At 59.8% G+C, this 11,057-nt stretch carries 14 protein-coding genes and 2 pseudogenes; 11 read left to right on the top strand and 5 right to left on the bottom strand.

The features are described 5' to 3' along the window. Positions 1 to 12: 12 nt before the first annotated feature. A complete protein-coding gene (locus OEW28_RS10400) occupies positions 13 to 216 on the bottom strand; it encodes a helix-turn-helix transcriptional regulator (RefSeq protein WP_263734693.1) in 204 nt (67 codons plus the stop codon). Between the two features lie 420 nt (positions 217 to 636). After that, positions 637 to 1,104 (bottom strand): annotated as a pseudogene (locus OEW28_RS10405) (IS5 family transposase); the annotation flags it as partial. A gap of 209 nt (positions 1,105 to 1,313) precedes the next feature. Between OEW28_RS10405 and OEW28_RS10410 the strand changes: the two are divergent. The 6 genes from OEW28_RS10410 to OEW28_RS10435 all read left to right on the top strand — a co-directional run bounded on the left by OEW28_RS10410 (position 1,314) and on the right by OEW28_RS10435 (position 4,871). Continuing rightward, positions 1,314 to 1,589 carry a hypothetical protein gene (locus tag OEW28_RS10410; RefSeq protein ID WP_263734694.1) on the top strand — a complete coding sequence of 92 codons (276 nt, stop codon included), beginning with the start codon at positions 1,314 to 1,316 and terminating at the stop codon, positions 1,587 to 1,589. After that, complete coding sequence (locus OEW28_RS10415) at positions 1,586 to 2,251, top strand: hypothetical protein (protein WP_263734695.1); 666 nt, start codon at positions 1,586 to 1,588, stop codon at positions 2,249 to 2,251. The genes OEW28_RS10410 and OEW28_RS10415 overlap by 4 nt, the downstream gene beginning before the upstream one ends. 103 nt (positions 2,252 to 2,354) lie before the next feature. After that, positions 2,355 to 3,623 (top strand): RHS repeat domain-containing protein, encoded by a 1,269-nt coding sequence (locus OEW28_RS10420; RefSeq protein ID WP_263734696.1) that lies wholly within the window; start codon positions 2,355 to 2,357, stop codon positions 3,621 to 3,623. Position 3,624: 1 nt separating this feature from the next. After that, positions 3,625 to 3,906: a hypothetical protein gene (locus OEW28_RS10425; RefSeq protein WP_263734697.1), complete on the top strand. Its 282-nt coding sequence runs from the start codon at positions 3,625 to 3,627 to the stop codon at positions 3,904 to 3,906. 121 nt (positions 3,907 to 4,027) lie between these two features. Continuing rightward, positions 4,028 to 4,342: a hypothetical protein gene (locus OEW28_RS10430; protein ID WP_263734698.1), complete on the top strand. Its 315-nt coding sequence runs from the start codon at positions 4,028 to 4,030 to the stop codon at positions 4,340 to 4,342. A gap of 34 nt (positions 4,343 to 4,376) precedes the next feature. Then, a complete protein-coding gene (locus OEW28_RS10435; protein ID WP_263734699.1) occupies positions 4,377 to 4,871 on the top strand; it encodes a hypothetical protein in 495 nt (164 codons plus the stop codon). Between the two features lie 170 nt (positions 4,872 to 5,041). Here OEW28_RS10435 and OEW28_RS10440 read toward each other — a convergent pair. Next, positions 5,042 to 5,365 (bottom strand): annotated as a pseudogene (locus OEW28_RS10440) (transposase); the annotation flags it as partial. A gap of 330 nt (positions 5,366 to 5,695) precedes the next feature. Here OEW28_RS10440 and rffA point away from each other — a divergent pair. From rffA to OEW28_RS10460, 4 genes are read left to right on the top strand one after another with little or no spacing between them, the layout of a single operon-like run. Next, on the top strand, positions 5,696 to 6,865 hold the full coding sequence (rffA, locus tag OEW28_RS10445; protein ID WP_263734700.1) for a dTDP-4-amino-4,6-dideoxygalactose transaminase: 1,170 nt from the start codon (positions 5,696 to 5,698) through the stop codon (positions 6,863 to 6,865). Positions 6,866 to 6,879: 14 nt separating this feature from the next. Next, complete coding sequence (locus tag OEW28_RS10450; RefSeq protein ID WP_263734701.1) at positions 6,880 to 7,725, top strand: beta-keto acid cleavage family enzyme; 846 nt, start codon at positions 6,880 to 6,882, stop codon at positions 7,723 to 7,725. Then, complete coding sequence (locus OEW28_RS10455; protein ID WP_263734702.1) at positions 7,726 to 8,784, top strand: glycosyltransferase family protein; 1,059 nt, start codon at positions 7,726 to 7,728, stop codon at positions 8,782 to 8,784. It abuts the gene before it with no gap. Beyond that, positions 8,781 to 9,419 (top strand): acetyltransferase, encoded by a 639-nt coding sequence (locus OEW28_RS10460; RefSeq protein ID WP_263734703.1) that lies wholly within the window; start codon positions 8,781 to 8,783, stop codon positions 9,417 to 9,419. Before OEW28_RS10455 ends, OEW28_RS10460 begins: the two co-directional genes overlap by 4 nt. A 193-nt stretch (positions 9,420 to 9,612) precedes the next feature. Here the strand turns inward: OEW28_RS10460 and OEW28_RS10465 are convergent, their stop codons facing one another. After that, complete coding sequence (locus OEW28_RS10465; RefSeq protein ID WP_263734704.1) at positions 9,613 to 10,023, bottom strand: DUF2541 family protein; 411 nt, start codon at positions 10,021 to 10,023, stop codon at positions 9,613 to 9,615. A 306-nt stretch (positions 10,024 to 10,329) separates the two neighbouring features. Beyond that, complete coding sequence (locus OEW28_RS10470; protein ID WP_263734705.1) at positions 10,330 to 10,551, bottom strand: helix-turn-helix domain-containing protein; 222 nt, start codon at positions 10,549 to 10,551, stop codon at positions 10,330 to 10,332. A 307-nt stretch (positions 10,552 to 10,858) separates the two neighbouring features. Here OEW28_RS10470 and OEW28_RS10475 point away from each other — a divergent pair, with 307 nt between their 5' ends. After that, the gene (locus OEW28_RS10475) at positions 10,859 to 11,005 is read left to right on the top strand and encodes a hypothetical protein (protein WP_263734706.1); all 147 of its coding nucleotides are present in this window, start codon (positions 10,859 to 10,861) and stop codon (positions 11,003 to 11,005) included. Positions 11,006 to 11,057 lie beyond the last annotated feature (52 nt).

Consider the following 11,057-nt stretch of genomic DNA (forward strand, 5'->3'; position numbering starts at 1 on the left):
TTGGTGGTGGTGTTAGTGAGCCGAGGTACGCTGCTCAACCGTGGATTGAATAGCCTCTTGCTCGAACGCCTCGATGTCGCAGACGCGGTACACGACGCGTCCGCCCAACTTCATGTACGCAGGGCCCTCTCCCGCCCACCGCCACCGTTCCAGGGTACGGTGCGAGATGGTCCAGCGGTCGGCGAGTTCTTTCTGCGTCAGGCAATTGCTTTTCATGTCTTACTCCATCTAAGCAACTCGGTGTGGTTGCGTCCGAACGAAGGCGTGAAAGAAAATGCGAGGCAAGTCAGTTAGTTGCGCAAGTCCGCGCATTGCGTCTGGTTTGGCGACGGCGGGGAATCCAAGCGGCGATCAGCGCCCCGGTTTTGGGAAGTTCCGAACGGACGCAACCGAGAGAAAATGATTAATAATCGCTTGAAGACGAGCGATCTCGTGCAGTTCTGCCAGCGCATGACTGCGGGACTCTGAGCCGAGATTTTCGATGACTCATTCCCTCCGCCACTGAAGATCAATCAAGTAATATTTATCATGAACTTGGACCGATGTTACTCGGCTCCATCCCCCATTTTGCCCCCCACACTGTCAACACATGCCGCTCCGATTCTGAGGCTGGCTTGCTGTCCGATTGACGTTAAGCTGGGCGTCGATGCCGAGATGCACCTTCCGCCATTCTCGCGGCTTGGAGGGCCCATGTTTCTTGGCCAACCACTCACCGTCACCCCCAGCCTTGATACCGGTGCTGTCGATCAGCAGGTGCAAAGAACCCGCGCTCGGACGATAGGGGATCAGGACGACCAGATGCTTCTGGCGGCGGCTCAGCGTGCTGAAATCCGGCACCGGCCAATCGAGCCCGGCCAGGTCCGGCAAGCTCCCCTCCATCCCGGTCGCTTGCCGCAGCGGCCGCCCGAAGAGCGCCTTCAGCGTCAGGCAGGTCTGGATCGCCGCGTCCGGGAAGACGGGCTGCCGCCCGCGCTTGCCGGTCGGTTTGGCAAACCACTGCGTCTCAGGATCGAACCAGATCGACAGCGATCCGCGACTTGCCGGCGCGGCGTCATGGTCATGCCAGTTCGTGGTTCGGTAGACTGGAGGCTTCGGCCTGCTCATCCCGCCCGGCTAACAGACTGAATTCACAAGGTGAATCCTCCACCCGATTTACGCAACAAAGCCGCCGTTTCGACGTTGTATCAGTAAAGGACGGCACCTATTATCTGACGGAAATCAAATGGCGTGAGAACGAGGACAAAAGGAAATCACTTGTCCGCAAAGCTGGCAGGGCGTTGGATCCTTTCCGAAAGGCGCCATCTGGGAAGAAGGTGCTCGAAGCCGGTACAGCCCTTGCGCAACTGTATTTCGACGCAACACTCAAATCTGATATCGATCTGGAGGGCAGAGAGCTTCCACAAGGAGGATTGGAAGGTCTTTCCGAGATGGAGGGGGAAGTGGTAATCCGCTGGGAGCTCTGGGGGGACAAGAATGATGAAAAGATCATCAACCTCTCCGTTATCAAAAGGATCGCTGACCCGGAAGAGCGCAATCGCGTGAAAGAGAACGTCGTGAACGACCTGATGGAGCAAATGTCAGTTCAATGACCGACTCTGTCCCTCTTAGTCGCTTTGTGAAAGATCGCCCGCTGAAATGGAAAAGGGCGAGCCTCCGATACCGTTATCGCGATGCGTTTCTTTCGCTTGAGCGGGCTAACCGGTCGGAATCTCTCGGGGCGTATTATGTGCTGGTGCGCTTGCAATCTGAACGTTTCGAAAGGTTTCTGAGTGCAGTAAAGCAGTCTTCCGAATTTGTAGAAAAACTACCAAAAGTCAGGCATACTCTAAAAAGTCCGGGGCCCGCGACACTGGGGCAGGCCAGTTTTGGAATTCATCTTCCGGGGTATGTGCTTGACAAGAGCATGATTTTGATTTCGGAACCATATTCGGAAAGAGAGTCATTGGTTCCTATTGGATTCGACACTTTATCAGAGAAACGATTCTGCTCCTTTCTCGCTCATGTCGACGATCTACTAAATTCTTCAGATGGACTTTACCGTGCACATGAGCGAAACGGGTTCATTAATTGTGATTTGGGGCATTTTGATATTTTCTGGAGCTACATTTTTGCGGCTGCCCTTGCCAGGCTACCTGTCGAAGAATGTGCACGGCGTATTTTTAGTGATGTTGGTGCGCACTATGCACGTCCTATCAACGCGCCAGACGCAAGCTTTGTAGATTCTCTATACCGGATAGCTCTCTCAACATAGCTTCATGGTTGTCTCCAAATCGCGGCAAGATGACTGAAGCTAGCGCGGCCCTCAGGGCGAGACGGCCTATGTCAACCAGTTCTTCACGATGCGGAACTGCGAGGTGGGGACGAAACACGTCTTCGCGGGCACAACGCGGCTGGTCTCGAAGCTGGTCAAGCAGCCGAAGGACATCGACGGGGACGGGGTGCCCGACCCGATCGCCAACTGCGCGGCGGAGCCCTGGGGCTGGACCAATGGCAACGGGCTGGGCCTTGGTCATGCCAATGGCAATAACGGTCAGGGCAATGGCTGGTGCAACGGCGGCGGCAACGGCAACAACCCGCCGGGCGCCGAGCTTTACGAGTTCCAGCAATACTACTTCCACCCCGACCACCTCGGCTCGTCGAGCTATGTGACCGACGCCGACGGCGAGATCTTCCAGCACCTGGAATACTTCCCCTTCGGCGAAACCTGGGTAGAGGAACACTCCAACACCCAGCGCACGCCGTATCTGTTCACCGGCAAGGAGCTGGATGAAAAGACGCAGCTCTACTACTTCGGCGCGCGGTATTACGACCCGAGGACGAGCGTGTGGCAGAGCCCCGATCCGATCTTGGCGAGCTATTTGGGGGGAAGCGGCTCGGGTTCTGGTGTCTACTCTCCTATGAATCTGAGCTTGTATGGCTACTCTCATCAACGGCCAGTGGTCCTATTTGATCCGGACGGACGGGAAGTTGGCAAATTCGATTGGGATCGCCTGACCGCCCTCACACTTGGGGGCGCGGCATTGGGATCAACCACCCTCGCCACTGCGGGTACTGTTTGTACCGTTGGTGCCCCGGCCTGCTCTGGTGCGGGCTACGTTGGCGGCGGCGTGATTGGCGGTGTGGGTGGTGCGATTGTCGGCTTGGGAACTGAGATTGTTGAAGAGTCGTCCCCATATGTTGTTGCCGGTGCCCAATGGGTCGGAAATCAGTCCGCCGGATTGTGGAACTGGATGACGGGGAACGGTGCGACTTCGCAAGCGCTCCCGCATCCCGACATCCGTGCCAAGGATCTTCCGGCTCCTCCGCCCGGTCGAGTTCCGTTGTTCCGCGCCGTTGGAGCTGGGGAGGCGGCCGCACTTCTCGCCAATGCAGGGAGGTTTACACCTAGCCCTTACGGCAGCGAAGGGAAATATTTTGCCCTTGATCCTTTGGGAGCAGCCATTGAAGGTAGAGCGCTACACCCAGAAGGTTTTGTGGTAGTTGCAACAACTGCTCCATCTATGGTAGTGAATAACGGTTCGTATTTTGAGGACGCAACTAGGGAAGGCAAAGTTCCTAGTGTTGTTGTTTGGAATCCAGAGTTGCCACTATTGACCCCAGCAATACCAGTTTTGGTGGACTAGAATGAAATATAAAGCAGAGATAAAACTAAAAAAGGAAGGAGGTAGAAAGGAGGCTATACGGCATTCACCGTTCCTCGGACATATTAAATTTAATGAAGCCGATGCTGAAGGCTTTAGTGTTAAGGTTTTCTTTGACGATACCGTACATTGGGAGGTCGGAGAATCGATGGAGTGTCGCGTGGAGTTTTTGCACTATGACATATTTCCTGTAGACTTAAGAGGTGATGTCTTTACGTTGTTTGATGGACGAGTTATAGGTAATGGTAGGTTTGCATCTTCGTGACCGCATTGCACAATTAGGGATTTTTGTTATTATGCAATGCGTATTAATGTGTAATGTAAGAGGTTGGTTTGTTAATATTTTAATATCAGAGTGAGACGACCTGTATCCCGAGTTCTTCACCATGCGGAACCGCGAGGTGGGGACGAAGCATGTCTTCGCCGGGTCCACGCGGCTGGTCTCGAAGCTGGTCAAGCAGCCGAAGGATATCGACGGCGACGGCACGCCCGACCCGATCGCCAACTGCGCGGCGGAGCCCTGGGGCTGGACCAACGGCAACGGGCTGGGCCTTGGTCATGCCAATGGCAATAACGGTCAGGGCAATGGCTGGTGCAACGGCAATGGCGGAGGCAATGGGAACAACCCGCTTCGGGCCGCGGGGCAGGTCAGAGCGAAGTCCTGCAAGAAATGGTCGACTACGTTGCCCAACGGGGTGTAGTTCTAACGATATTCGACTACTAGTAGAGTACCGGATGTTAGCGTGGCTGAAAGGTTTAGTCTCTGGAGCCGGGTATCATCCCGATGCTTCAGTTCGACTGGTGGAGGCATTTGAATACAAAGACAAAATTGTACTAGTGCCAGGCGTGAATACCGGGAAGGCGCGAATTCCTGATCCCGACAAAGCCGTCGTCACTAGTCTTGAGGCATCGGATGACGCGCTCGGAAGTGCGCTTCTCAAGGCGCTGGAGAGGCACAGACAGGACAGCAAATTCAAGGCACCCGAATATGAAAAGGGTGATGTTATCGACGTCAAGACCCATGAGTTGATCGGCTTTTCGCGCGCAAGGGGCTTCTTCTCAAAGGTGAAGTACGCCCAAGCAGCGGAACGGGACGGGGATGTGACCCTGTCGCCTTCGATAAAGGGGGCGATCACAGCCAAGCTTCCCGGTATCACGCTGTCGTCGGGTGATCAGGAAGCGCTCGGCGCAGCACTTCGCAAAACCATCGAGGCCTGTCGTTTGTCATAAGTCGATGGAATCGGTCCGGGAGACCGGGACCTGGGAATACCAGCCGAACAAGACCGAGAGCTTCACGCTGAACATGGCCTCCGACACGATCCGCAACATCGTGGCGAAGGATCAGCAGCATGTGCGCACCCAGCCAAGCGGCACGCAGATCACGCAGAATAAGACCTCCTACGACTGGACCTATAGGGGATCAGGACGACCAGATGCTTCTGGCGGCGGCTCAGCGTGCTGGAATCCGGCACCGGCCAATCGAGCCCGGCCAGGTCCAGCAAGCTCCCCACCATCCCGGTCGCTTGCCGCAGCGGCCGCCCGAAGAGCGCCTTCAGCATCAGGCAGGTCTGGATCGCCGCGTCCGGGAAGACGGGCTGCCGCCCGCGCTTGCCGGTCGATTTGGCAAACCACTGCGTCTCGGGATCGAACCAGATCGACAGCGATCCGCGCCTTTCCGGCGCGGCGTTACTCGAAGCTGACCGGCAGGCACCGCCTGATCCCAGGAAAAGTTCTGAGTGACAAAGTCCAGCGCGCCGCGCTTGGGACGACGACGTGCCAGAAACCCTCTCTTGTCAAATCTCCCTGAACTGTCCCATCGGCGCTGACGTCAGACACCCTTTGCGGAGACAGGTTCGAATTGGTCTGACACCACCTGCCAAACGGGTGGCACGGTTTCTTCGCCGCCTGGAGGAACTCGCGGGCAAGGCGAACTGAGACGCGTTCGAATTCGTCTGGCGGCACCCTCAGATAGCACTGCTCGATATTGCGCAATTTTGTCCAAAGCAATACGTTCGCCTTAGACTGACCGGTAGTGTGGGAGGGGGCTTACAATCGTGCCGGAAACGACAGGCGGGTCCAGCCCAATTCCTTTCTCGCGGACTTATATCTACGGAAATGAGATTGATTTCATTCAAAAAACCATAGAAACAGGGCGGCTTTCCGGCCCCGGTCCGCAAAGCGAGGCCTGTGAGAGGCAGATCCGGGAGACGGTCTCTGCCCCTTGGGCGGCGGTCGTGCCGTCCTGTACGGCAGCTCTCGAAATGGCGGCGCTCCTGATCGGCCTCGCTCCGGGGGACGAGGTGATCATGCCCTCGTTCACCTTCGTCTCGACGGCGACCTCCGTGGTCTTGCGTGGCGCGATTCCTGTTTTTGCTGATATCGATCCCGTGACACTGAACCTCTGCCCCGATGCGGCGGCGGCTGCGATCACGCCACGGACGAAAGCAATTTTCGTCGTCCATTATGCGGGCGTCGTCGCGGATATGGACCGTCTGGGAAAGCTGGCGACGGAACACGGGCTAGCCATCGTAGAGGATGCCGCCCAGGCCTATGGTGCGAAACGCGGGGGACGCCCGGCCGGTAGCTACGGGGCGGCGGCTGGCTTCAGTTTCCACGGGACGAAAAACATCGGCGCTGGCGAAGGCGGCGCGCTGGTTGTCAACGACCCCGCGCTGGTCGAACGAGCGGCGATCCTGCGCGACAAGGGCACTGATCGTGGCAAGTTCCTGCGCGGTGAGGTCGATGCCTATAGCTGGCAGGATGTCGGCTCGTCGCAGATCGTCAGCGAGCTCACCGCCGCCTTCCTGCACGCTCAACTGCTGCAGGCCGACGCGATCCGGTCCGAACGACTCGCCCTTTGGCAAGGCTACCAGGATGCCCTGCGCGAGGCCGAGGGCGCCGGTCATTTCACACTGCCCCACCCGCCGGCAGACGCCGAACACAACGGTCATATCTTCTTCCTGATGCTACCCGATGCCTCCGCCCGTCGCGACCTGTCGGCCCATCTTGCCCGGAACGGGATCACGGCCTCACCGCACTATGTGCCGCTGCATACGGCGCCTGCCGGACGGCGGTTCGGGCGGACTTCGGGGTCGCTGACAATGACCGATCGAGCCGGCGAGTGCCTTTTGCGGCTGCCGTTGTGGAACGGGCTTGGCGACGACCTTCACCGCGTGACCGGGGCCGTCCTGAGCTGGTGCGCGGACAGAAGGGCGGCCGCTTGACGGGCTCCCGAACCATGAAGAAGGGCTTCCTGTTGAATGTGGCCTTCACAGGCGCGGTGTCTGACAAGGCAAGGAATCCCGCGGTCCCATACACGACCGCCGAAATCGTGGCCGACTCGCGGGCGGCGGTGGCGGCGGGCGCTTCCGTCGGACATTTTCACGTGCGTGACAATGCGGGCCGCGCATGCAACGATCCTGCGCGCTACGCCGATCTCTTTGCCGCATTGCGGGACTGCCCCGACACTGCCGAGATGGTCATCGTTGCGTCGACCAGCGGCCGGCACGGCCAGACCCTAGAGGAACGCGCCGCCGTTTTGTCGCTGCCGCCGGAGGTGCGGCCCGACATGGCCTCGCTGACGCTCTCGTCGCTGAATTTTGCCGGCGGCCCCTCGATCAACGGCCCGGACACGATCCGCGCGCTGGCACGGTCGATGCTGAAGGCGGGCGTTCGGCCGGAGCTGGAGGTCTTCGACCTTGGCATGGTGGCATTTCTTCACCGGCTGATCGACGAGGGTCTGGTCGAGCCACCCTATTATGTAAACGTGATCCTTGGAAATGTCGCCGGCCTTCAGGCGGACCCGCTGTCGGTCGGAGCCGTGCTTGCCAATCTTCCGCAGGACGCGATCGTCAGCCTTGGTGGCATCGGTTCGGCCCAGGGAAAGGCGCATCTTCTGGCGCTGGCCGCAACTGACGGTCTGCGGACCGGCGTGGAGGACAATTTCCGCCTGCCCGGCCAGAACGCGCTGGCTTCAAATCCCGACATGGCGAACTTCGCTGCGACGCTTGCGCGCCTGGCCGGACGGACCCTCGCGACGCCCGCAGAGGCACGCCGTCGTCTTGGCCTTGCAAACGGCAACTGAATGCCAAGCGTGACAGTCAGCATCGTCAGCAGCAACGTCCGGCCAGAGGTCGGCGAGGCCGTGGCAAACGGACTTGAAGCGCGCGGGTTGCAGGCGCGCTTTCTGGAGGATGCAACTCCCGAGGCGATGCGCTCGGACTTGATCCTCCTGCTTGGCGGCCCCTCGTCGCAGCGTACCACGATCGGTCGGATCGAACGGGCGCGGTCCGGCAGGCCCGGCGTCGCGGCCTGGCTGTTTGAACCTTTACCGCCGCCCGAATTGCCTTGCGACACCGTCCGGCGCGCGACACGGTTCAGCGCCATCCGAACAGGTCGTCGCTGGACCCGCCCCCTGATGCGTTTCCTGTCCTGGCCGACCGACGCGATGCTCGCCCGCCGCGCAGGACGCGGCCTTTCGGCGTCGAACATGCGGTTCTTCATTGACAGCGCCAGTTTTGCCTTTCGTGGCACCGAGCGGGGCTGGCTGGACGCGGTCTTTGTCAGTACCGAGCAGAAGCGCGCGCAATTGGCGGACTGGGGCGTGCCTTCGACCTTCCTGCCCGTGGGGCAACAGCCGGCTTTCGGCCGGGATCTGGGCCTCGACAGGGACATCGACCTTCTGTTCATCGGCTCGATGAAATCCCGTCGGCGGCAGGCGGCGCTCAAGTCCCTGTTCGCCACGGCGCGCGGGCAGGGTCTGACCGTCCATGTCCCGGAAGGCGCCGTCTGGGGGGAAGACAGGACACGGTTGATCAACCGCGCGCGCGTGCTGCTGCATGTCCACCAGTTCGACTGGGACACGCCGTGGATGCGCTGGTGTCTGGCCGCCGCCAATGGGGCCGTCGTCATCAGCGAACCCCTGAGCCTTCCCGATCCGCTGCGCCCCGGCGTCGATTATGTCGAGGCCCCTTTGAGCGGGATGGCCGCGCTTCTGGCCGAACTCGCGCGAAACGAGGACAGGCGCCTTGCCATGCTGGCAGCCAGCCGCGCCCGGATCGAAGCAACCATGACCCAGGGCGCGTCTTTGGATCGCCTCGCCGAACGTCTTCTGGCCCTCGCCCGTGAAAGGAGAGACCGATGAAACCGATCCTTGTTCTGGGCACGACGCCCTATGCCGCCGTCTTCGTCGACAGTTTCGAAGCCTGCCAGGGCGTTCGCTTCGACGGTTGCGTCGAGAATCTCGACCGCGCGCGCTGTGCTGAGCGAATTCTACACCTGCCCATTCACTGGTTCGAAGACATCGACCCGATGAAGGACAGCCATCTCTTGGCCTGTGCTCTAGGCACCACGCGGCGCGCCGACTGGATCGCGCAGATGGAAGAACGCGGCTTCGGCTTCGCGACGCTGGTCCACCCCTCGTCGGTTGTGTCGGCACGCACTGAGATGGCCGCCGGCGTGTCCGTGGACATGGGCGCCGTAATTGCGGGCTTCAGCACGATCGACGCCCATGTCCGCATCGGCCGCCGGACCTCGATCGGACATCACACGATGATCGGGGCCTGTTCGACCATTCATCCGGGCAGCATCATCTCGGGCAATTGCAGGATCGGACGCCAGGTGACCATCGGCACGGGAGCGGTCGTCATCGACGGGATCGAGATCGGAGACGGTGCCGTGATCGCGGCGGGCGCGGTCGTGAACCGCCCGGTGGCGCCGCGCTCTATGGTCGCCGGCAATCCCGCGGGCGAAAAGCAGGTGGATTACGGACCCAGATAGCGCGCTGTCCGTCTTCTGGAATTTGCCGTAGAGGTCTTCTCTGAGGTACTTGGCTAGTTGCGGCAACTGAGGAACGTCATGCCCTTGCCGACGTGGCCCCAAACATTTGCTGCGACCAGGACACTGTGCACATCAAAGGTATGTGCCTCGGTTTCAACGAGGGACAGGTCAGGACGCAAAATCTCAAGCGGACTCAACGCCCAAACAGCGTGACCTTCGCCCGCTCGATACCCAGCGTCCCGGTCTCGTAGCGAAACACGACGACGTCGATGTTTCGGTCATTCCCGCGCAAGTCGATTGCCCTTGTGCATTCACCATTGCGGAGTGTGCGCTGAATGACCACGTTCTGGCTGCCGCCATTTTCAAAGCGCACGTCCACGTCGTAGAACGTTACGCGGGCGTCACTCACGCAGATCCTGATTTCGTCGTAGCGTCGTCCGCCGACAGGGATTCTGTCGCGCTCCCTATGATCCATGACGTTGCGCGAGCCGAGTTTTTTCCAGCTCTCCGCTACCGCGGGAACGGCTGACAGGCTGATGATGGTTGCCGCAAGGACAAGGCACGCGAAGGCGTCAAAGTGGATATTTCGGAACTTCAGCATCATTGTCCTGCCACCCACCATCCGGACGAAGCTCGCCGGAGGTTAAAGGGCCGCAGCCATCGTGTTTGTCCTGAACTGGACGTTTGCTTTGCCCACCCCCGTTCCTGCGCCCTCGAAACGCTCGCCCTGCCCTTTGTCGTTTTTGGACCCGTGCTTTTGCCTCCATGACATGTACAGCTGTCGACCCGCTTCGCTCTTGTCCCGGAAGGGCTGCCCCAGCGGAAACGGGTTCGAATTGGTTGCCAGCAATTGACGTCAGGCAATGGCAGCCTTCGCGCCGACCTTGGCGCGCGGTTCTGCACATCATTCCTAGGGCTCGATATCCCGGGCGCGGGTGGCGTGGCGCTGCAAGAAGTCTTCAAGGTCCCGGTCAGCGATCCTCCATCCCTTGCCGATATCGATCGCGCGCAGGGTTCCGTCCTTGATCCAGCCGCGCACTGTCGCTTCGCTGACTTCCAAGCGGTCGCTGACTTCCTTGACGGTCTGGTACTGGTCGCGTGGCATCAGAAGCATCCATTTTCCATCAGTCATCCGTAGATATTTGCGTTTAATGCTCTATGTATGCGTATAGTTAAACTACATGCCATTTTGGCACGTTTGGTTCCGCCCGCGGAAGGCCAAACCTGCGGATCGGAAACAGGAGCAGCGAGGATGAGCATCCATTCCATTCTGATTGCCCATGACCTTTCAAAGCGGCCGGGTCACGCGGTGCAAGGGCATTGTGGCGTTGCCCGAACCCATGAGGCCCCCGCGCGGACAATCAGGCATGCAGTCGTGGGACAGGCCGCTCGCCGGTCTCGGGGGCCGGGTTCGAAGCGTCCGCAGGCCGTGCCAACCGGTGGTTTCAGCTCTCACGCCCGACGTGATCGCGGCCGGCGTGACCGCGCCCGTCATGTTCCCGAAAGGTATCGCTTCGGTCACGGCCGATCTCGGGCGCGACCATCTGGCGGATACCCAGATGAAGGGAAGGGCCAAGTCCGCGTGATATCAGCTTCCCTTGCCACCTGAAAAGGCCGACCATCCGGAAATCGATCTAG

Source organism: Albidovulum marisflavi (assembly GCF_025751435.1).
GTDB classification, from domain to species: domain Bacteria; phylum Pseudomonadota; class Alphaproteobacteria; order Rhodobacterales; family Rhodobacteraceae; genus Albidovulum; species Albidovulum marisflavi.

Coding starts and splice junctions, on each gene's coding strand:
- OEW28_RS10400 (WP_263734693.1), bottom strand. CDS start 216: ATGAAAAGCAATTGCCTGACGCAGAAAGAACTCGCCGACCGCTGGACC.
- OEW28_RS10415 (WP_263734695.1), top strand. CDS start 1,586: ATGACCGACTCTGTCCCTCTTAGTCGCTTTGTGAAAGATCGCCCGCTG.
- OEW28_RS10425 (WP_263734697.1), top strand. CDS start 3,625: ATGAAATATAAAGCAGAGATAAAACTAAAAAAGGAAGGAGGTAGAAAG.
- OEW28_RS10430 (WP_263734698.1), top strand. CDS start 4,028: ATGCGGAACCGCGAGGTGGGGACGAAGCATGTCTTCGCCGGGTCCACG.
- OEW28_RS10435 (WP_263734699.1), top strand. CDS start 4,377: ATGTTAGCGTGGCTGAAAGGTTTAGTCTCTGGAGCCGGGTATCATCCC.
- OEW28_RS10450 (WP_263734701.1), top strand. CDS start 6,880: ATGAAGAAGGGCTTCCTGTTGAATGTGGCCTTCACAGGCGCGGTGTCT.
- OEW28_RS10455 (WP_263734702.1), top strand. CDS start 7,726: ATGCCAAGCGTGACAGTCAGCATCGTCAGCAGCAACGTCCGGCCAGAG.
- OEW28_RS10460 (WP_263734703.1), top strand. CDS start 8,781: ATGAAACCGATCCTTGTTCTGGGCACGACGCCCTATGCCGCCGTCTTC.
- OEW28_RS10465 (WP_263734704.1), bottom strand. CDS start 10,023: ATGATGCTGAAGTTCCGAAATATCCACTTTGACGCCTTCGCGTGCCTT.
- OEW28_RS10470 (WP_263734705.1), bottom strand. CDS start 10,551: ATGACTGATGGAAAATGGATGCTTCTGATGCCACGCGACCAGTACCAG.